This is a genomic window from Amycolatopsis sp. NBC_00345 (assembly GCF_036116635.1).
In the GTDB taxonomy this organism is placed as follows: Bacteria; Actinomycetota; Actinomycetes; order Mycobacteriales; family Pseudonocardiaceae; genus Amycolatopsis.
The window spans coordinates 5805379-5825532 of sequence record NZ_CP107995.1; the positions used below are offsets into that span (position 1 = coordinate 5805379).

At 70.2% G+C, this 20154-nt stretch carries 18 protein-coding genes; 9 read left to right on the forward strand and 9 right to left on the reverse strand.

The features are described 5' to 3' along the window. Positions 1-5 precede the first annotated feature (5 nt). Entirely contained in the window at positions 6-1070 is a 1065-nt protein-coding gene (locus OG943_RS25900) for an aldo/keto reductase (protein ID WP_328603515.1), read from the forward strand. Positions 1071-1082: 12 nt separating this feature from the next. On the opposite strand, the gene lysX is transcribed toward OG943_RS25900, so the two are convergent. Further along, complete coding sequence (gene lysX / locus OG943_RS25905) at positions 1083-4394, reverse strand: bifunctional lysylphosphatidylglycerol synthetase/lysine--tRNA ligase LysX (protein WP_328603516.1); 3312 nt, start codon at positions 4392-4394, stop codon at positions 1083-1085. Continuing rightward, the gene (locus OG943_RS25910; RefSeq protein WP_328603517.1) at positions 4391-5572 is read right to left on the reverse strand and encodes a hypothetical protein; all 1182 of its coding nucleotides are present in this window, start codon (positions 5570-5572) and stop codon (positions 4391-4393) included. Before OG943_RS25910 ends, lysX begins: the two co-directional genes overlap by 4 nt. Before the next feature lie 249 nt (positions 5573-5821). Here OG943_RS25910 and OG943_RS25915 point away from each other — a divergent pair, with 249 nt between their 5' ends. The 5 genes from OG943_RS25915 to OG943_RS25935 all read left to right on the forward strand — a co-directional run bounded on the left by OG943_RS25915 (position 5822) and on the right by OG943_RS25935 (position 9843). After that, on the forward strand, positions 5822-6478 hold the full coding sequence (locus tag OG943_RS25915) for a response regulator transcription factor (protein WP_328603518.1): 657 nt from the start codon (positions 5822-5824) through the stop codon (positions 6476-6478). Continuing rightward, entirely contained in the window at positions 6475-7578 is a 1104-nt protein-coding gene (locus OG943_RS25920; RefSeq protein ID WP_328603519.1) for a sensor histidine kinase, read from the forward strand. Before OG943_RS25915 ends, OG943_RS25920 begins: the two co-directional genes overlap by 4 nt. A gap of 128 nt (positions 7579-7706) precedes the next feature. Then, complete coding sequence (locus OG943_RS25925) at positions 7707-8393, forward strand: hypothetical protein (RefSeq protein WP_328603520.1); 687 nt, start codon at positions 7707-7709, stop codon at positions 8391-8393. A 162-nt stretch (positions 8394-8555) separates the two neighbouring features. Continuing rightward, a complete protein-coding gene (locus OG943_RS25930; RefSeq protein ID WP_328603521.1) occupies positions 8556-9044 on the forward strand; it encodes a cation:proton antiporter domain-containing protein in 489 nt (162 codons plus the stop codon). 94 nt (positions 9045-9138) lie between these two features. Then, the gene (locus OG943_RS25935) at positions 9139-9843 is read left to right on the forward strand and encodes a cation:proton antiporter domain-containing protein (protein WP_328612150.1); all 705 of its coding nucleotides are present in this window, start codon (positions 9139-9141) and stop codon (positions 9841-9843) included. Here OG943_RS25935 and OG943_RS25940 read toward each other — a convergent pair whose 3' ends face one another. From OG943_RS25940 to OG943_RS25960, 5 genes are all read right to left on the reverse strand, one after another. Next, positions 9844-10494: a hypothetical protein gene (locus tag OG943_RS25940; protein ID WP_328603522.1), complete on the reverse strand. Its 651-nt coding sequence runs from the start codon at positions 10492-10494 to the stop codon at positions 9844-9846. Between the two features lie 139 nt (positions 10495-10633). After that, positions 10634-11764 (reverse strand): sensor histidine kinase, encoded by a 1131-nt coding sequence (locus OG943_RS25945; protein ID WP_328603523.1) that lies wholly within the window; start codon positions 11762-11764, stop codon positions 10634-10636. 167 nt (positions 11765-11931) lie between these two features. Then, positions 11932-12609 (reverse strand): hypothetical protein, encoded by a 678-nt coding sequence (locus tag OG943_RS25950; RefSeq protein WP_328603524.1) that lies wholly within the window; start codon positions 12607-12609, stop codon positions 11932-11934. A 131-nt stretch (positions 12610-12740) separates the two neighbouring features. Further along, complete coding sequence (locus OG943_RS25955) at positions 12741-14216, reverse strand: carboxylesterase/lipase family protein (RefSeq protein ID WP_328603525.1); 1476 nt, start codon at positions 14214-14216, stop codon at positions 12741-12743. Next, the gene (locus OG943_RS25960) at positions 14213-14872 is read right to left on the reverse strand and encodes a TetR/AcrR family transcriptional regulator (protein WP_328603526.1); all 660 of its coding nucleotides are present in this window, start codon (positions 14870-14872) and stop codon (positions 14213-14215) included. The genes OG943_RS25955 and OG943_RS25960 overlap by 4 nt, the downstream gene beginning before the upstream one ends. A 211-nt stretch (positions 14873-15083) precedes the next feature. Here OG943_RS25960 and OG943_RS25965 point away from each other — a divergent pair, with 211 nt between their 5' ends. After that, positions 15084-16466: a lipase family protein gene (locus OG943_RS25965; RefSeq protein ID WP_328603527.1), complete on the forward strand. Its 1383-nt coding sequence runs from the start codon at positions 15084-15086 to the stop codon at positions 16464-16466. Positions 16467-16484: 18 nt separating this feature from the next. On the opposite strand, the gene OG943_RS25970 is transcribed toward OG943_RS25965, so the two are convergent. Next, positions 16485-17402, reverse strand: a complete 918-nt coding sequence (locus OG943_RS25970; protein WP_328603528.1) for an AraC family transcriptional regulator — start codon at positions 17400-17402, stop codon at positions 16485-16487. A 153-nt stretch (positions 17403-17555) separates the two neighbouring features. Between OG943_RS25970 and OG943_RS25975 the strand changes: the two genes are divergently transcribed. Further along, complete coding sequence (locus OG943_RS25975; protein ID WP_328603529.1) at positions 17556-18638, forward strand: aldo/keto reductase; 1083 nt, start codon at positions 17556-17558, stop codon at positions 18636-18638. 77 nt (positions 18639-18715) lie between these two features. Here the strand turns inward: OG943_RS25975 and OG943_RS25980 are convergent, their stop codons facing one another. After that, a complete protein-coding gene (locus tag OG943_RS25980; RefSeq protein ID WP_328603530.1) occupies positions 18716-18928 on the reverse strand; it encodes a hypothetical protein in 213 nt (70 codons plus the stop codon). A 474-nt stretch (positions 18929-19402) separates the two neighbouring features. On the opposite strand from OG943_RS25980, the gene OG943_RS25985 reads away from it, so the two are divergent. Further along, positions 19403-20137 (forward strand): DUF222 domain-containing protein, encoded by a 735-nt coding sequence (locus OG943_RS25985; protein ID WP_328603531.1) that lies wholly within the window; start codon positions 19403-19405, stop codon positions 20135-20137. The last annotated feature ends 17 nt before the right edge of the window (positions 20138-20154 follow it).

Below are 20154 nucleotides of genomic sequence, written 5' to 3' on the forward strand. Positions count from 1 at the left end.
GCGCAGTGACGCAGCTGAACATGTTCCGCACCTTGGGCCGCTCCGGTCTGCGGGTCAGCCCGGTCACGCTGGGCACGATGATCTTCGGCGACGCCAAGTCCGGCGCCGACGAGGGGACCTCGGCCGCGATCCTCGACCGGTACCTCGACGCCGGCGGGAACGTCCTGGACACCGCGAACGCCTATCTCGCCGGCCGGTCCGAGGAGGTCATCGGCGCGTACCTGGCCAAGCGCCCGGGCAAACGGGACCGGCTGGTGCTCGCGAGCAAGTTCGCGGGCAACCTGTTCCCCGGCGACCCCAACGGCGGCGGCGCGGGCCGCAAGGCGATCCTCGACCAGGTCGAAGCGTCACTGCGCCGGCTGCGCACCGGCTACCTCGACCTGTACTGGCAGCACAACTGGGATCGGCACACCCCGCTCGAGGAGACGATCTCGACCCTCGACGACCTGGTCCGGGCCGGGAAGATCCGCTACGTCGGGCTGTCCGACACCCCGGCGTGGGCGGTGGCCCGGATGGCGACCATCGCGCAGCTGCGGGGCTGGGCGAACGTGGCCGCCATCCAGGTCGAGTACAACCTCCTGCAGCGCACCGTGGAAGGCGAGCTCTGGGGCGTCGCCCGGGAACTCGGCCTCGGGGTCACGCCGTGGAGCCCGCTGGCCAGCGGGGTGCTCACCGGGAAGTACACCCGCGAGAACACCTCGCCCGAAGGCTCGGGCCGAACCTGGCACGCGGCGCGGCGGATGAAGGAGGAGACCTTCGTCGTCCTCGACGTGCTCCGGCGGGTCAGCGACGAGCTGGGGGCCTCCATGGCCGCCGTCGCGCTGGCCTGGGTCCGCCAGCAGCGCGAGGTGACGTCGACCATCTTCGGCGCCCGCACCGTCGCGCAGCTCGACGCGAACCTCGACTCGCTGGAGGTGGCCATCCCGGACGAGCAGCTCGCGGAACTGGACGCGGTCAGCCGGCCACAGCTCGACTTCCCGGCCGATCTCCTGCGGGACGTCGCGCCCCGCTATCAGCAGGCCGGGGCCACGATCAACGGCGTCGAGTCCAGCGTGTTCAGCACCGACTGACCGGGGCCACACTCAGGCGTGCGGGCGGACGAACGGGAACAGCACCGTCTGCCGGATCGAGGTCCCGGTGAGGAGCATCAGCAGCCGGTCGATGCCGATCCCGAGGCCACCGGTCGGCGGCATGCCGTGTTCCAGCGCCTGCAGGAAGTCCTCGTCCAGTTCCATCGCCTCGACGTCGCCGCTCGCGGCCAGCAACGACTGAGCCTCCAGCCGGCGGCGCTGTTCGATCGGGTCGGTCAGCTCCGTGTACGCGGTGCCGACCTCCGAGCCGAACGCGATCAGGTCCCACCGCTCGGCCAGCCGGGGATCCACGCGGTGCTGCCGGGTCAGCGGCGAAACCTCGGTCGGGTAGTCGGTGTAGAACGTCGGCAGGACCGTGCTCGGCTCGACGAAGTGCTCGTGGGCCTTAAGAACCAGGTCCCCGGCACTGGCGTCCTCGGTGGCTTCGATTCCCGCTTTGGCGCACAACCGCCGAAGGACGTCCACCGGCGTCGAGGCGTCGACCTGCTCGCCCAACGCGGCGGAAACCGCGTCGTGCACGGAAACCACCGGCCAGTCACCGGAGATGTCGATCTCGACGAGGTTCCCGTCCGCGTCCGGTCGCCGCACAACCTGGGCGCCGTACGCGGCTTCGGCGGCATACTGGATCAGCTCGCGGGTCAGCACGCGCATCGAGTTGTAGTCGCCGTACGCCTGGTACGCCTCGAGCATGGTGAACTCGGGGTTGTGTGTGGCGTCCACGCCCTCGTTGCGGAAGTTCCGGTTCAGCTCGAAAACCCGCTCCACCCCCGCCACACACAGCCGCTTCAGATACAGCTCCGGCGCGATCCGCAGATACATCCGCATGTCATACGCATTGATGTGCGTGACGAACGGCCGCGCGTTCGCTCCACCGTGGACAGTCTGCAACATCGGCGTCTCGACCTCGAGATAATCACCCTGATGCAACCGCTCACGCACCGCCCGGACCACAGTGGACCGCAACCGCAACATCTGCGCCGACTCCGGATTCACCGCCAGGTCGAGATAACGCTGCCGCACCCGCGTCTCCGGATCCGTCAGCCCCTTCCGCTTGTCCGGCAACGGATGCAGACACTTCGCCGTCACCGTCCACTCATCCACCAGCACCGACAACTCACCACGCCGCGACGTCACCACCTGACCACTCACACCGACGTGATCACCGAGGTCAATACCACCGCGCCAGCCGGACAGGTCGAGCTCGCGTGCGTCGAGCATCAGCTGCAGCTCGCCTGAGAAGTCGCGAACCCTGGCGAAGCACAGCCCCCCGAGGTTCCGCAGGGCGATCACCCGGCCCGCGATCCGGACGCGGTGGCCCGTGCGCGAGTCCGGCGCGAGGCCGCTGAACTTCTTCACCACGTCGCCGAGCACGTCCGCCCGCTCGAAGCCGACCGGGTACGGGTCGATCCCGGCCGCGCGCAGCTTGTCCAGCTTGGCGATCCGGACACGCACCTGCTCCGGCCGCCGGGCTGCCTTCGAGACGAGCTGGGCGGCGTTCTCGTCGATTTCCTTGGCCTGGGCGACGAACTCGCCGGACACCGTCTCCAGCCGCAGCGCCCGCCGGGAAGTGCCAGTGGGCAGGAACCCTTCGAGCGCACCGGCCACGATGCTGACCCGCGGCAGTTTCCGCGCGGAGGAGTAGCAGAGGAACCGGGGCTCCCAATCGGGGCCGTACTTCGCGTTGGACCGGTACAGCGACTCCAGCTGGAAGAACCGCGACGCCCGGCTCAGGATCGCGCGCCACAACCGCAGCACGGGCCCGGCGCCGATCCGCTCACCCGCGGCGAACACCGCGCGGAACATCGCGAAGTTCAGCGAAATCCGTTGCGCGCCAAGCTGTTGGCCGGCCGCGACGACCTCCGCGATCAGGTACTCGTTGAGCCCGTTCTCGGCGTCGCGGTCCCGGCGCATCAGGTCGAGCGAAAGCCCGCGCCGGCCCCACGGCACGAATGAGAGGAGACCGCGCAGCTCGCCACGCGCGTCGTACGCCTCGACCATGACGCTTCGGCCGTCACTGGGATCGCCGAGCCGGCCCAGCGCCATCGAAAAGCCGCGCTCGGTCTCGTCGCCGCGCCACCGTTGCGCCTGGTTCCGCAGCACCGCCATCTCGCCGGCGGGGATCTCGCTGTGCCTGCGGACCTGCGCGGTGTAGCCGGCGCGCTCGATCCGTTTGACCGCCTGGCGGACCGAACGCCGGTCCGGCCCGGCGAGGCTGAAGTCGCGGACGTCGAGCACGGCCTCGTCGCCGATCTCCAGCGCCTTCAACCCCGCCGCGGCGTACACCTTCGCGCCCTGTTCGCTCGCCCCGAGCACGCCCGGGGTCCAGCCGTAGACCCGCGCTTCGTCGAGCCACGCGCGCACGGCGTCCGGCCACGCCTCGGGGTCGCCGATGGGGTCCGCGCTGGCGACGGTGGTGCCCGCGAGCACGCGGTAGGTCACGGCGGCCCGGCCGGACGGCGCGAAGACCACGCTCTTGTCCCGGCGGGTGGCGAAGTAGCCGAGGGAGTCGTCTTCGCCGTGTTCGGCGAGCAGCTTGCGCAGGCGCAGCTCTTCGGCGTCCGTCCTCATGCGACTGGAGCGCACCCCGCGGAAGAAGACGACCAGCGCGGCCACGCCGGCGAACGCCGCCAGCGCGTCGAGCGTCCCGTCGAGCCAGCCCGGCCCGGCGCCGATCCAGCGCAGCTGGAACAGCCCGCCGGTCGTGTGGTTGGCCACCCACGCGAGCTGGTCCCCGGTGCCGCGCAGCGTTCCGGGGACCACCTCGGTCACCAGGAAGCCGAGGACGATCACCGCGGCCAGCCCGCCCACCAGCACCGTCAGGCCCCGCCACCACGCGCCGCGGGCCAGCCGCGCCGGGAAGACCGGCCGCAACGCCAGGAGGAAACCGATCAGGACGGCCGAGATCACCGTGGCGCCGGCGTTCCAGATCACCTGGCCGGACACGTCCGGATAGTCGTCCACGTCGAGCGCCTCGCCGGGATCGGTGACCAGCACGGTGATCCACAGCAGGGACAGCACCGCGGAACCGACCTGGAACCAGACCAGCGTGAGCAACGCGGCGCGTTTGCGCGCCCGCAGCGCCGCACCCAGCGCGGCGAGCACCAGCACGATCACCAGCGCGCTCTCGACCGGCACACCGAGCACCGAGAACAGGGTCACCAGTCGATCGCCGAAGTCACCGCCTCCGTTGAACAGCAACAAGAACAGCGAGGCGACCGCGCCGGCCTGCACGACCGTGGCCACCACGCCGCCGGCCCGGTCCTTCCAGCGGCCAGCGGGCTTCGGTTCCGACGCGGGGTTCACGAGCGCCCCAGCCGGGTGAGGTAGATGTCGCGGGCGGACAGGCTGGCCGCCATGTGCTTGGCCAGCGGGTCGAAGAACGATTCGCGGTACTTGGCGTCGGTCACCGTCGATGCCGCGAAGTAGAGCCCGGAGAACGCGGCGATGAACAACGAAACCTGCAGCAGCTCGTTGGCCACCGGGACCTGGATCCCGAACAGCACACCGCCGGACGGCGGGCGGGCGATCCACGCCTTGATCACCTCGTTGCGGATGGCGACCGCGCCGAAGACGACGAAGAACACGAACATCAGCGTGGCGAAGACCACCGTCTGCAGGACCTGGGTGAGCATCAGCACCAGCACCATGTTCGCCTGCTCCAGCTTGCGCAGCGGGACCCGCGGCAGGTCCGTGGCGCCCGGGTCGGCGGCGATGACCCCGAACGGCGTGCCGCGCAGGGCGTCCACGGCGAACGGGATGCTGTGCGAATGCGTGAGCGTGCGGACCTCGTCGGACAGCATCGACGCCAGGAACACCACGGCCACCACGATGAAGAAGCCCACCACCAGCCACATCTGCGAGCGTGGCAGGGACGCGCAGACCTGCCAGATCTCGGTGGTGAAGAACCCGAAAACGGTGAACAGCAGCAACAGCGGCAACGCCCGGCTGGCCAGCACCCCCAGCGCCTGCGCCTGCCGGAACGCCGCCCGCAGCGCCCAGCCCACGATCGAGCCGCCGCCGACGAACGCCAGGCCCAGCAGCACCACGACGATGACGGCCTGGACCACCACGTCTTCCACGATCCCCTCGTCCGGCGAGATCAGGCGCGTGACGCTGGGCACGGCCGCGACGAACAGCGCCACCGCGACCGCCGCGAGGGTGATTCCCCGCTGGTCGACGATCCGGCGCCGGACCCAGCGGGCGGCCAGCCAGGCGGCCAGCGCCGGGACCACGACCAGTCCGGCCAGGAGGCCGTTGTAGGCCCACGCGTAACCCGGGTCCTCCATCAGCCGGTCGAACTCTTCGTCGGACTGGCCGTCGACGGCCGCCAGCACCGCGGAGAGCAGCTGCCAGAGCCCGGCGAAAACCACCGCGGGCACGATGCGCACGAGGAGCTGTTCCGGCCGTCCCCGCACCACCGCCGGCAGCCCGCGCCGCCGGAACCACTGCTCGGCGGCGGGCTCGTCCAGCTCGTCGGTCACCACTCGTCCTCCATCGCGGGATCGGGCTCGGGCAGGTCTGGTCATGATGGGGGCCGGACACTGTGGACAGCGTTCATCGCGGGCCGCCGCGCGGCGCCGTTCCTCCGGTAGCGTCATCGGGGACGGCGGCGGTTACCATCCGTAAATGGGCGTGCGGGCCCCCGCCGATCGGCGGGAATACGCCCCGCCAACCGGCTGGCCTAATCTCGGCCTGGCCCGGACCACTGGGGTGCGAGGAGGGGAACCGACGTGATCAGGGTAGTCGTGGTGGATGACGAAGCGCTGGTCCGCTCAGGCTTCCGGCTGATCCTCAACGCCGCCGCCGACATCGAGGTCGTGGCCACCGCGACCGGCGCGGAGGCAGTGCGCGAGATCACCGTGGGAAAGCCGGACGTCGTGCTGCTGGACGTGCGGATGCCCGACGTCGACGGGCTGACCATCCTGCGTGAGGTCCGCGCGCTGGCGAATCCGCCGGTCGTGGCCATGCTGACCACGTTCGACTCCGACGAGTACATCGCGGCCGCGCTGCGCTCGGGCGCGGCCGGGTTCCTGCTCAAGGACACCGATCCCGAACAGCTCGCCCACCTCGTGCGGACGCTCGCCGGCGGCGGTGTGGTGCTGTCGCCCAAAGTCACCCGATCGGTGGTGGACCGGTACCTCGACAGCGGAGCCGGCTCGCCGACGTCGGCCCGGATCGACAAGCTCAGCAACCGCGAGCGCGAGATCCTGATCCAGCTCGCCGAGGGACTGTCCAACAACGACATCGCCGCCGGGGTCCACCTGAGCGTCGGCACGGTCAAGGACCACGTCAGCGCGATCTTCACCAAGCTGAAAGTGTCCACGCGGGTGCAGGCCGCGCTGCTCGCCCAGCAGGCCGGGCTGCTGGCCCCGCGCGAAGATCGATGACCCCGCGCCTGCCGGCCGCGCTGGCGGCCGATGGCGCCCTCGTCGCGCTTGCCCTGCTCGACGTGTGGCTCAACCTCGACTACACCGATGACCTCGGGCTCGTGTGCGCCGTGGTGGCGGCCGTGGCCCTTGTCGTGCGCCGGCGTTACCCGTACGTGGTGTTCGCGCTGACCATGCCCGCGCTGTTCATCGGGCCGACGGTCATCGCGGCGCTCATCGCCCTCTACACGGTCGCCGTGCACGCCCGCGACCGTCGGGTGGTCATCGGGTGCGCGGTGATCGTGGCCATCGGCTGCGCCTTTCCGTGGCCGCCGTCCGGCGTCGGCGACGAGACCCGCTCAACGGTCCTGCTCGACGTGCTGTACGCGACGATGGCCGCCGCCGCACCGGCGTTGCTGGGGATCCTGACCAGGACGCGCAGCGAACTGTCCGAGCGGCTCGACGAGATCGAGCGGGCCCGTGAGCACGAGCGGGTGCTGATCGAGCAGACGACGCTGGCCCGGGAGCGCACGCAGTTGGCCAGGGAGATGCACGACGTCGTTTCGCATCAGGTGAGCTTGATCGCGGTCAGCGCGGGTGCGTTGCAGGTTGGTGCGCCGGATTCGGAGACGAAAGAAGCGGCGTCGACGATTCGCGCGTTGAGCGTCAACACGCTGGACGAGTTGCGGCACATGGTGACGCTGCTTCGGGCTTCAGGCAGCCAGCCGACCGAATTGACGCCCCAGCCCACCCTCGCCGAGCTGGAACGGCTCATCGCCACCAGCGGAGTCGACGCCGAGCTGCGGGGCGACCTCCCCGGCGACATCAGCGCGCCCCTGCAACGCGCGATCTACCGCACCGTCCAGGAATCGCTCACGAACGTCCGCAAGCACGCGCCCGGCGCGACCGTGGTGATCCACATCGGACAGACCGGCACCACACTGACCGTCGAGATCACCAACGGGCCGCCGACCCGCACCATCGTGCCGCTGCCGAGCGCGCAGCACGGGCTGATCGGCCTGCGTGAACGCGCGGAGCTGCTCGGCGGCACGCTGGACGCCGGGCCCACTCCCGGCGGCGGTTTCGCCCTGCGCCTGCGGGTCCCCGCCAACGCCGGCTGACGGAGGGGTTCCGGTCGACCGGCGGGTGCGGCCCCGACCGTCAACGGATGGTCGCGCGGGCGTCGCGGCGCGAAGCTGTTGAAGCACACAGCTTCCCGTTGCCCGTACCGCTGATCCTGGAGTTACCGATGACCATCGCGATCGTCCTGGTCGTACTCGCCGCTGTTGTCCTGCTGGTCCGCGCGGCCGTGCAACGCTGGCAGGCCACCAGGCAGCGTCAGCTCGACGACGCGGCCGCCGACGCCCGGCGGTGGATCGAACGGCTCGGCGGCCAGGTCCTGACCCTGACCGGCACGGACACCGCGTCGCAGCAGGCGCTCGCCGACGCCGCCGAGCGCTACAACGCCGCCGCCTCCCAGGTGGAGCAGGCGGAGAGCGCGGAGCAGGCCCGGCTGGCGAAGGAGACCGCGCTGGAAGGCCTGTACTACATCCGGGCCGCCCGCGTCGCCATGGACATGGACCCCGGCCCCGCGTTGCCGGACGAGGCCGAACGCGAGCGGGCGGGCAAGGTCACCGAGCACCGCGCGGTCGACGTGGACGGGCAGACCTACGCGGCGTCCCCGGAGCCGGGTCAGGACACCCCGCACTACTACCCCGGCGGCGAAGTCGCGGGCCGGCCGGTGCCGCAGGGGTGGTACAGCGAACCGTGGTGGAAGCCCGCGCTCATCGGCGGCGCGTGGGGCCTCGGCGCGGCGGTCCTGTTCGGCGCCATGTTCTCCGGCATGCCCGGCGTCACCGATGCGAACACTTGGCAGGACGGCTACGAAGCGGGACAGCACGACGTCGGCTTCGATGACGACGACGCCATTTTCTGAGCTGCACCCGAGAGACGAGGACGCGTCATTCCCCGCCGAAGACCGCCGTATCCCGGTCACCCGATCCAGCGATCGCGCGCCCGTTTCCCGGCACCGGCCGAAGGCCTTCATTACGCTTCCCCGGTGCGGGCTCCCGCGCATGCGTGACGGAAGAGGGTGCCGGTGATCCCCAGCGTGATCGCCGCGACGGTGGTCGTGCTGCTGTGGTCGCTGACCGCCGGACGGCTGGAGAAGTGGCGCGTCAGCGCGCCGATGGCGATGGTCGCCGCCGGACTGGCCATCGGCTTCACCACCCGCAACGTGCTCGGCGGCGGCCTCAACACCGAGATCGCCCAGCACATCGCCGAACTCATCCTCGCGCTGCTGCTGTTCGTCGATGCCACGGCGGTCAAAGGGGGCTACCTCGGGCACGACGGCCGCACCGTCATCCGGCTCCTGTTCGTGGCGCTGCCGCTGTCGATCCTGATCACCATGGGCGTGGGCCTGCTGGTGCTGCCGGGCCTGGGGTGGGCGGCGGCGCTGCTGATCGCCTGCATCATCATGCCGACCGACTTCGCCCCGGCGACGTCGGTGGTGCGGGACGCCCGCATCCCCGAACGCATCCGGCACGTCCTGAACGTCGAGAGCGGCTACTGCGCCGTTCGTTACTAATCCGACGGCAGCCACGGCGGAAACGGGTTTCTCCGAGCAGATCGGCTGCAGCCCGTGTCCGCCTACTTTCGGTCGGATTAGTAACAACGACGGCATCGTCGCCCCGGTGTTCATCTTCGCGCTCACCCTGGCCGGCAGCCACACCCAGGCGAACACCCCCGTCGAAGCGCTGCAGACCGCGGTTCCCGCGGCCGTGCTGGCCGTGGTCGTCGGCGTGCTGGTCGGCGGGCTGTCCGCGCTGGCCATGAACAAGGCGACCGCGCACCACTGGGCCACGGAACACTCCACCCGGGTCGCGACCGTCGCCATCCCGCTGCTGACCTACGGCATCGCGATCGCCGTCGGCGGAAACGGCTTCGTCGCGGCGTTCCTTTGTGGAATCGCGTACAAAGCCGCTCGTAAACACTCCACCGAAGCCGAGTTCGTCCTGGTCGACGACGTCAGCGCGTTGTGCGGCCTGGCGATGTGGTTCGTGTTCGGCCTCGCCGCGCTCCTCCTGCTCGACTTCGGCGTGACCTGGGGCGCGATCGTCGTCGCGGCGGTCGCGCTCACCGTCGCCAGGGCCGGGCCGGTCCTCGCCGTCCTGCTCGGCTCGGACCTGAAGTGGCGGGACCGGATGACCATCAGCTTCCTCGCCCCGCGCGGCGCCGCGTCCATTGTGTTCGGTCTGCTGGCGTTCAACTCGCTCGACAACGAAGCCGCGGACCTCGCGCTGGCCATCATGGTCATGACGGTGCTGGGCAGTGTCCTCGTCCACGGTGTCGGCACGTCGGTGCTCACCAATCGGAAACGCCGGTAGTCACAGCATTTTCGACTCGGCTGCAGGCCAGGCCTCGGTGCCGGGGATGCCGTCCATGCCGTCGAAGAGCCCGGTGAACACGGCCGCCGCGCCGGGCCCCCAGGTCCCGCGGATGACCGCGGGCTTCCACCAGGGAATGCTGTACCAGCCCTGCGGCACCGGACGTCCCGCGACGTTGCCGCCGGGATGGTAGTACGGCGTGTTGTCCGCGGGCTGCGGTGAGATTTCGTAGGTCTGGCCGTCGACGTCGACCTTGCGGTATCCGGTGACGGTCCCGGCGCCGGCGCGGGCCTCGCTGCCGGGCACGGTGAGGCCGGGGTCGAGGTCCATCGCGACCCGCGCGGCCCGGACGTAGGCCAGCCCCTCGAGCGCGGTTTCCCGCACCTCATCCGCTTGCTCCGTCGAACGTGCTTGCTCGAACCGGCGTCCGGCGACGTCGTAGCACTCGGCCGCCTCGGCGAGGGCCTGTTTCGAGGCGTCATTACGGCCGAGGATCTGGACGATCTGCCCGCCGAGCCGGTCGACCCATTGGCGGGCCTCGGCTTGCGCGTCTTCGAACCGGCGCTGCCGGGCCGCGGCCTGGGCGCGGGAGACGAAGATCGCGACGGCCGTGATCGTCATCAGCACGATCAGAACGAGGGTGATGCCCATCGATGGCTCCCGGGTCGAGGGGACCGGGCAGCGGTCGCCGGCCCGGCCGTACCGGTCAGCCTCGCGAAGAGCACGCGCCGGCACCATCCGTTGACTGTCCGGAGCGGGCCCGCCGGTCGGTGGGAATCCGCTCCGCCGGTCAGCTTTCCGCACGGGGGAGCCGCAGGTGGACGCGGTAGCCGCCGCCCGGCGCCGGGCCCGAATCGAACGAGCCGTCCAGCAGCTCGGCTCGTTCGCGCAGCCCGACGAGCCCGTGCTGCGCGCTGGGCAGGTTCAGCGTCGGCCGGGTCAGTGGGCCGTTCACGATGGTGACGTCGACTTCGGCGGTGGTGTGTTCGATGTGGACGGTGACGCGCGCGCCCGGAGCGTGCTTGCGCACGTTGGTCAGCGCTTCCTGGATCGTGCGGTAGATCGCGCGTTGCTGGGCCGCGCCGACCTCGGCGGACAGGTCACCGTGCAGCTGCACCGGAATGCCGCTGGTGGCGATGAGCCGTTCCAGCTCGGCGAGGGTGGGCTGGGGCGTCAGTTCGGTCGGCTGGCTGCCCGAGGCCCGCAGCAGTGTCACCATGTGCCGCAACTCGTCCAGGGTGTTGACGCTCAACGCGCGAATCGTGGACGCGGCTTCTTTTGTTCCTGGATCGGGTGCGCCGACCTGCAGCGCGCCCGCGCTGACCGCGATCAGGCTGACCTGGTGTGAGACGACGTCGTGCATTTCCCTGGCCAGCTGGGTGCGTTCCCGGGCCAGCGTCGTCTGTTCGATCAGCCGGCGCTCCTGTTCACGGGCCTGCTCGATCTCGTCGAGCCGCAGCGAAAGCTCACGGCTGGTGCGGGTGAGCAGGCCGAGGAACACCGGGGCCGCCGCGGTCATGGTGGCGTAGATCAGGCCCAGCAGGGTGTCGTTGTGGGAGATCGCCAGCAAGGATGGCCACGGGGTGGCGTAGCCGAGTGCGACGACCGTGGTGAGGCCCGCGAGCAGCCACCGGTTCCGGTAGTGGCCGCTGACCGTGTAGAGCGCGATCAGCGCGGGCAGGACGGACTCCGAGACGACCAGCGACGGGAGCGCGATCGCCAGCACCGTGAGCGGGAAGTGCCGGCGCAGCAGGAGCGCCACGGTCGCCACCGCCGCGGCCCCCAGCTCGTACGGCGTGACATGCTTGGCGTTGAGCCACGTGTCGAGCGCGGCGAGCCCGACCGGCGCGAGGTCGAAGACCCAGGACGGCAGCTCGGGCAGCCGCCGCGGGTAGCGGAACACCGCACCGCCACTGGTCATCCGGCCGCCTCGCTTCCGTCGCGTCGGCTGCCGACGGTAGTCCAGTCACCCGGCGGGGGCGGCTTCCCGCCGATCGGCGGGGGTGCTGCCCTTCGGTAAAAGTCCACAGTGGACTCAGATCGGGGACTTTCGCTCCCGGGCGCGTACTTCCGGGCGGTGCCGGTGACTCAGAACGGCCCGCCGAAGTCGCCGAACCCTCCTGGCCCACCGGGCCCTGGGCCGAACAGGTGGTGGTGGCCGCCGAAGCCGTCGAGCAGGGTGTCGAACAGCAGCGCCCCGCCGATCCCGGCCGCGCCGGCGACCAGAGCCGTTTTCCACCACGGCGTGCTGTACCAGCCGGACGGCACCGACCGGCCGCCGACCCGGCCGCCGGGGTAGTAGTACGGCGTGGCGTCACCCGGCTGGGACGAGGCGTAGTGCTCCTGGTTGCCGACCACGACCCGCTGCCGTCTGGTGATGCCCTTGGTTTGGTCCAGGGCCGGGACTTCGGGGCCAGGGTCCATCCCGAGCGCGACCCGGGCCGCGCGGATGTAGTGCAGGCCCTCGATCGCGGTCTGTCCCGCGAGCGTGAATTGGGTCGCCGAGCGGGCCTGCGCCAGCTCCGCGCCGGCCGCGTTGTGCCGCTCGGCCGCGTCCGCCAGCGCCTGCGTCGCGGCCGTGTTGCCCGTGCCGCTGAGGTTCGTGATCCCGGCACCGAGCCGGTCGACCCAGCGGCGGGCCTCGGCCGCGGCGTCCTGCTGCTCCGCCAGGGGAAAGCCGCCCCCGGAGGCACCGGACCGCCTGCGGAAAGCGGCGATCAGGCCGCCGGCGAGCACAACAAGGATGAGGAGGGAGAACAAGCCCATCGGAAGCCTCCTGTGGCCGAATACCGGGTCAGGTCGTCCGGTTGCTGACACCTGCGACTTTGGCCGCGGCTCCTGGGCCGGTGGTATGCGGAAGCTTCGAGCGAGCTGTGAAAGGTGCTACGGGTGTTTCCTCAGCGCCGCCCATTCCAAAGGACGCGTTCGACGGCGTGGTCGTCGACGGTGGTGGCCGAGTCGGTGTCGAAACGCATGGCGACGCGGTGACCCGGGGAGTAGGCGGGCCAGCCGGGGTCGCCGGTGGCGGCGAAGTCCACCCAGGCTTTGTGCATGGCGTCGGCCAATTGCCGCGGCGGCTGGTCTCCGAGCAAGGGCGCGAATCCGGGGTCGTCGAGATTGTCGAAGACGAAGGGGAGTTCGACGACATGGCAGGCGCCGAGCTTGTTGTCGAAGGCGGGCGAGCGCCAGGCGCATTCGTACACAAAGGTGCCCGGGTGTGCTTCCGCGAGGCGCAGCGCGGGAATCCGGTAGTACCAGTCGGTCACGATCGCGGAGAGCAGGTCGCCCGGGGTGGCGCCCGGGCGGCCGGTGCGATAACTGCGGACCGCGCGGAAGGCCGGCAGCCGATAGCGCAGCGCCGCGGCGTGGACGATGGGAGCGCTGATCTTCGCGTCGGCGCCGGTGGGGATCAGGAAGAGCCGGGCCTCCTCGCTGTTGGTGCCGATGAGCACGTCGACCTGCCGGCCCGCGCCCGCCGCGATGCGCTCGATGGGCGTGGCCGGCAGCAGGTCGCCGTCCACGACCGGCTCGAAGGGCATCACGTTGCGGGCGACCTCGCCCCACCGTTTTGTGCTCGGGCTCGCGATGACCTCCTGGCCGAGCTGCGCCTGCGCCGCGAGCAGCCGTGCCACGGGGACGCGGGCGATCGCCTCGCGGGTCGGCTCGACGTCCAGGATCGCGGCCAGCCGGGTGCCGATCAGCCGGGCGGTGGCCGGGGTGATGGTGCTGTGGCCGGCGCCGGACTCGGCGATGGCCCGGTGGAACAGGCCTTCCGCGGCGGGCATGGCGAGCAGGGTGCACACGCTCATCGCGCCGGCGGACTCGCCGAAGATGGTGACGTTGCCGGGGTCGCCGCCGAAGCCGCCGATGTTGTCGCGGACCCAGGCCAGCGCGGCGATCTGGTCGAGCAGGCCGAGATTCGGGGTGCCCTGGCCGAACCAGAGGAAGCCGTCCGCGCCGAGCCGGTAGTTGAGGGTCACCAGCACGACCCCGTCACGGGCGAAGCGGGTCCCGTCATAGCCGGAGAGCGAGCCGGAGCCACTGGTGAACGAGCCGCCGTGGATGAAGACCATGACCGGGAGCCGGCCGGCGGTGTCCGGGGTCCAGACGTTGAGGTTGAGGTAGTCGTCGCCGGGGATGACCACCCGGGGCGCCATCTCGGCCAGCGGTCCTTCCCCGCCGTCCTCTTGCGGCGCGGTGGGTCCGTAACGGGTGGCGTCGCGCGGCGCTGTCCACGGCTCGGGCGGCTGCGGCGGCTGGAAGCGGTTCGGGCCGACCGGCGGCGCGGCGTAGGGGATGCCTTTGAAGACAAGGACACCCTCGTCGGAGGCGTACCCGCGGACGTCCCCTTGTTTGGTGGTGACGCTGGTCAATGGTCCTCCGTGAGGTCGCGTGGTCGGTTTCGGCGGTGCCCGGTTTCCGGGGTCGCGGCCTTGCGCGCGGCCGAGAGCGCACCGCCCGCGGCGTGCAGCATCAAGTCCAGCAACTGGTCCTGGGGGAGATCCCGCCGCACGAGCCAGTCCGCGAGAACGCCTTCGATGAACCCGATCCAGCCCCGGACGGCATAACGCACCACCTCGCTCTCCCGGATGGGCGGCAGGCCGAGCTCCACCCGGGCGTCGCTCATCCCGGCCAGCATCAGGTCGACCTGCTTCTGCCGGGCGCGCCCCATGATCTCCTGCAACTCCGGATCGGCCCCGGCGCCTTGGCCGAGCAGGATCCGCAGCGCCTCGCCGTAACTGTCCGCCCAGGTGATCAGCGCGGCGAGGACCGCGGCGGTCCGCTGCGCCGCGGGCACGCCGGGGTCCGGTGTCGTGCAGCGAGCCAGCTCCTCGGCGGCGGCACGGACGGTCTCGACGTACAGCGCGCGTTTACTGGGGAAGTAGTAGTACAGCAGGCCTTTGGCCAGCCCGGCCTCGGCGGTGATGTCGTCGATGGACACGTGGTCGTACCCGTGCCGGACGAACAGGCGTGTGCCGACGTCGAGCAGCAGGACGCGGGGGTCGGGTTTCGCCGGTCGGGCACGCACCCGGGCTGGTCTTGGCACCGGTCGACCCTAACAGTTTGAATCAGAGTCAATATTGACTCTGATTCAAACTGGTGAGTAGCATCCTCCCGGTCGGCAGCCTGCGCAGTCTGTCGGTCAGCCGGCCCACACGAGTACGGGCACCGGTGGCCAGGGCGGGTGCCGGGGTTTCGTGACCGCATGTGACCGGTAAAGCTTCGGCCCTGGAGGCGTTATGAAGCGTTCGTTGGCGACTGCCGCACTACTGACCGCATGGGTGGTGACCGCGGCCGCAGGTCTTGTTCCCGCGCAAGCCACTCCGGCCCCCGCGAGCAGCTCGGGCGACGCGTTCTACACCCCGCCCGCCGGGTACGAGTCGGCCGCGCCGGGCACGATCCTGAAGTCACGGGAAACCCAGGCCTCGCTGTTCAGCCTGGTGCCACAGCGAGCGCAGGCGTGGCAGCTGCTGTACCGCACCACCGACCAGCTCGGGAATCCCGAAGCCACGGTTTCGACGGTGCTGCTGCCCGCTGGAGCGACGCCGGATCCGAAACGCCCGCTGGTCAGCTACCAGTACGCGACCGACAGCGCGGACCCGGACTGCGCGCCGTCCCGCACGATCACCGCCGGGAACCCGATCACCACCATCGCCGGGCAGGCCGAGATCCTCCTGGTGAACGCGCTGCTGGTGAAGGGGTACGCCGTCAGCATCCCCGACTACGAAGGCCCGAACGCCGCCTTCGGCGCGACTCGGCAAGCCGGGCAGGCGGTACTCGACGGAATCCGCGCGGCAGAGGGCTTCACACCGTTGGGCCTGGGCGGAAAGCAGACGCCGGTGGGGATGTTCGGCTATTCCGGCGGAGCCGTCGCCACCAACGGCGCCGCCGAAGCCCAGCCCGCCTACGCGCCCGAGCTCACCATCCGCGGCAGCGCGGCCGGCGGCTCCCTCGGAAACGATTTCCCCGGCGTCATCACCAACTTCAACGGCGGCCCGTTCGCGAGCCTGGCCGCCAGCGCGATCGCCGGCCTGTCCGAGGCCTACCCGGCGATCACCGACGTGCTCCTGCAGTACGCCAACGACAAAGGCAAGAAGGCCATCGAGTCCCTGAAACACATGTGCGTGACGGAAGCGGCACTGAACTTCCTGTTCGCGAACATCGACACCTTCACGACGGTCCCGCTCGCCCAGTTGCTCGCCCTGCCCGAAGTCAAGCAGGTCATCGCGGACGACTCGCCCGGCCAGCACACCCCTGCGGCACCGATGTACCTGTACCACGGTGTGTTCGACGAGGTCCTGCCCATCAAGGGCGTCGACAGCATGGTGCAGAACTTCTGTGCGAACGGGGCCACCATCACCTACAACCGCGACCTGCTCGCGGAACACGGGATCGCCCTGCTCACCGGGGTCGGCGGCGCGCTGAGCTGGCTGGACGACCGGCTTGACGGCCAGGCGCCGAACCCCGGCTGCCACACCAGCACCGTCCTGTCGGACATCTTCCAGCCCGGCACCGCCGAAGCCTTCGGCAGCCGGCTGATCTACGCCAACTTCCTGTCCCTGCTGGGACTTCCGGTCGGTCCTGCCGGTTTGTACGGACCTCCGGCCAACGCCACGAGCTGACCCGCGCCACCCGGCCGGTCAGGGCAGGTGCCGGACCTCGCCCGGGCCGGGGTCCGTGCGCAGCCGCGCGGCGTCCTGCCCGGGCGGGGCGCCGAACTGGCGGCGGTACTCCCGGTTGAACTGCGAGGGGCTGTCGTACCCGACGAGGTGCCCGACGCCGGCGATGTCGCCCGCGTGGGAGACCAGCAGCGAGCGGGCTTCCTGGAGCCGGATGCGCTTCTGGAACTGCAGCGGGCTCATCGCGGTGACGGCGCGGAAGTGCCGGTGGAACGCGGAAGCGCTCATCCCGGCCAGCTGGGCGAGGGCCTCGATCCGGACCGGTTCGGCGTAGTTCTCCCGGATCCACCGGATGGCCCGGCCGACGTGGGACAGGGTGCTGTCGGCCAGGCCGGCTTGGCGGACCAGCCCGCCGTGCGGGCCGGTGAGCAGCCGCCAGACGATCTCGCGTTCCACCATCGGGGCGAGCACGGGCGCGTCCTCGGGATGGTCGAGCAGCCGCAGTAGTCGGGTCACCGCGTCGAGCAGGTCGGGGCCGGCCTCGCCGGTCGCCATCGCGGGCAGTTCCGCCGCGGTCCGCGACCACCGGCCGGCGGGTGCGGCCAGCAGCAGCGGGGCGATCGTGGCCGGGCGCAGCGCCAGCCCCATGGCCAGCGAAGGGGCCTGCGGGCCGGCGTCGAGGAAGTGGCCGGTCACGGGCAGGTCGGTGGTGACCACCAGGCATTGTCCCGCCCGGTACTCGTACACCTGCTCACCGAGCAGCAGGCGTTTGCCGCCCTGGGCCATGACGACCAGCAGCGGCTCGGTCAGTGAGTGGTGCGGCTCCTCGCTGTCCACTTTAGACAGGTGCAGTCCGTCGATCGGCGTCCGGCCGTCCGATCGGGCATGGGCCGCGATGCTGCCGCGGATCTCGTCGAGGAGACCGGAGGTGGTCTGCATGCCTCACGGAAGCATCCCGGAGCGGCCTTGACAAGCCCGATCGGGGCGAGGCTGATCGGATCGGGCAATCATCGAAGCGGATCGACCTACCGTGGCCGGCCCGCTCGCGCTTCGATGAAGAGGACCATTTCGACCAGCACTGGAGCCATCCTCATGTCGCTCGATCACTACGTCACCCTCGGCCGCTCCGGGCTCCGGGTCAGCCCGTTCGCCCTCGGCGCAATGACCTTCGGCGACGATCCCGGCAGCGTCGGGTGCGGCGTCGAGGAGTCGGAGAAGATCCTCTCGACCTATCTCGATCTCGGCGGGAATTTCGTCGACACCGCGAACTTCTACACCAACGGCCACTCCGAGAAGATCCTCGGCGACTACTTCGCCGCACGCCCGGGGCAGCGCGAGCACGTGGTGCTGGCGTCGAAGTTCTTCTTCAACATGTTCCCCGGCGACCCCAACGGCGGTGGTGCCGGCCGCACGTCGATCATCGCCCAGCTCGACGAGTCGCTGCGCCGGCTGCGGACCGACCACCTCGACCTGTACTGGTTGCACAATTGGGACCGGAACACCCCGATCGAGGAAACCCTGCGCACCCTCGACGACCTGGTCCGCGCCGGCAAGATCCGGTATATCGGCTTCTCCAACACCCCGGCCTGGGTCACGGCGCAGGCCCAGACCACGGCGTTGCTGAAGAGCTGGACCCCGCTGATCGCGCTGCAGGTCGAGTACTCCCTGCTGGCCCGCACCGTCGAGGGTGAACTCGCCCCGCTCGCGCTTGATCAGGGCCTGGCGCTGGTTCCGTGGGGCCCGCTCAAGAACGGCTTCCTGTCCGGCAAGTACCGGCGGGGCGCCCAGGTGGCCGACTCCGCTCGCACGGCGTTCATCGGCAGCCCCGACGAGGACCAGTTCACGGTCATCGACGCCGTGGCCGCCATCGCCGACGAGCTCGGCACCACCTCGGCCGCGGTGTCGCTGGCTTGGCTGCGGGCCAGGAAAGGCACCGTCGTGCCCATCGTCGGCGCCCGGCGCGTCGAGCACCTTCAGGACAATCTCGCCGCCCTCGAACTGGCCCTCACCCCCGATCACCTCCGCACCCTGGACGAGGTCTCGGCCCCGACCCTGGACTACCCGGCCCCGATGCACGGCGCCGGCCGGGCGATGCTCCAGTTCGCCGGCGCCACCGTCGACGGCGAACCGTCCACTGTGTACCAAGCGCTACTGGCGAGCGACGTCCGGTACTGATGTTTCCCCGGGGCGGCGAGCGCTCGCCGCGATCACCCGTACTACCTGCCGGCGTCACCCGCGGCGGTCCGCCGTTACTACGCCGAGCTCGACACGACACTCGGCGCGGACGCCGAGCTGGCCGGGCTGCGGTCGGCCGCCGGGCCGAAGATCAGCGGGGAGACCACGGCCCGTGTCGCCGAGTACGTCGCCGCGTCACCCGCGGGTTTCGCCGTCTGCTCCGGGAACGACGTCGAGTTCGCGCACGTCGTGCGGGCCGGCGGCGCCGGTACCACCTCCGGTGTGTCCACCGCGAGGCGAACGGGTAGCCGCGTCAGCGCTCGTCGGTGAGGCGGTTCACCGTGTCTCGCTGGTCGCCAGCTGCCCGGTCTCGACGTCGCCGACCGCGGCGAGACGTTCGCGCACCCGGCAGGCCGCCATCACGTGCCGCGTGGCAGTGGCGACGGTGCGAGATCCGCGTAACGCCTTGCCGTCGACGGTGATCGCCCACTGGCCTGTCGCATCGCTTTGTCGAGTTTGGACGATGGGGTGGCGGCGACGCCGGCGCTGAGCAACGCCGCGATCATCGCGGCCGGGACTCTGCGGTAGCAGACTGCGGTTTTCTCAGTAACGTAATAGTTGGATATGAAGATTATTTGTTCACTCGATTCGGTGACGTTTTCAATGGGTGGCGTCGGTAGAATTACAGGGTGAGCTGCTATGGGGATTCTTCTTTGCATGACGCTTCCGATGTTTTGTCTCGGATTCATGAACGGGCCATTCGAGTGGCGCAGCTGGAGGCCGAGCAGGCTGCTGATGTCGCGTTGTTCGCGGCGACAGGTGGTTCTGCCCGGTCCGTCGCGGCCGAGTTGGCGTTGGAGTTGTCGATGACAGAACGGCGCACCGGGGCCGATGTCGCGTTGGCGCAGGCACTGACAACCCGGCTCCCGGCAACGTTCGCGGCGTTCCAGCGTGGGGAGATCGATGGTTTCAAAGCGCGAATGATATTCGAGCCGACCATCGCCTTGTCCGATGAAATGGCTCGCCAGGTCGACGCTATTGTGGCGACCCGGTTGACGGGGAAGAATCCGTCGTCGTTACGGGCCGCCGTGAATCGGGTGGTGCAGAAGGTGGACGCCGAAGGATATGAGCGAAGATCCCGGGCGCGGCGGCGCGATCGCAGTGTGTGCCTGGTTCATCAGGACGAGACCATGTCCACGTTGCTGTGTGATCTGCCCGTGGAACAAGCCTCGGCGATCTACACCTCCCTCGACCACCAAGCACGGAAGCTCCGTCGCGGAGGCGAGTCCCGGACACTGGATCAACTGCGCTCGGATGTCCTGGTTGATCGGCTGCTGAACCGGGCGCCGGGCGAGAGCGGCATCAAGCCCGTTGTCTATGTCTATGTGGACCTTTTGACGCTGGCCGGGTTGAACGAGGATCCCGCCGAGTTGTCGGGTTGTGGCACGGTTCCGGCGTGGCTGGCGCGGGCGCTCGCGGCGGACTCGGGCGTGTCATGACAACCGTGTAAGTCAGA

Excerpts from the sequence above, each read along its gene's own strand:
- OG943_RS25965 (WP_328603527.1), top strand. The coding sequence starts at position 15,084 with ATGAAGCGTTCGTTGGCGACTGCCGCACTACTGACCGCATGGGTGGTG.
- OG943_RS25950 (WP_328603524.1), bottom strand. The coding sequence starts at position 12,609 with ATGGGCTTGTTCTCCCTCCTCATCCTTGTTGTGCTCGCCGGCGGCCTG.
- OG943_RS25940 (WP_328603522.1), bottom strand. The coding sequence starts at position 10,494 with ATGGGCATCACCCTCGTTCTGATCGTGCTGATGACGATCACGGCCGTC.
- OG943_RS25920 (WP_328603519.1), top strand. The coding sequence starts at position 6,475 with ATGACCCCGCGCCTGCCGGCCGCGCTGGCGGCCGATGGCGCCCTCGTC.
- OG943_RS25970 (WP_328603528.1), bottom strand. The coding sequence starts at position 17,402 with ATGCAGACCACCTCCGGTCTCCTCGACGAGATCCGCGGCAGCATCGCG.
- OG943_RS25945 (WP_328603523.1), bottom strand. The coding sequence starts at position 11,764 with ATGACCAGTGGCGGTGCGGTGTTCCGCTACCCGCGGCGGCTGCCCGAG.
- OG943_RS25925 (WP_328603520.1), top strand. The coding sequence starts at position 7,707 with ATGACCATCGCGATCGTCCTGGTCGTACTCGCCGCTGTTGTCCTGCTG.
- OG943_RS25975 (WP_328603529.1), top strand. The coding sequence starts at position 17,556 with ATGTCGCTCGATCACTACGTCACCCTCGGCCGCTCCGGGCTCCGGGTC.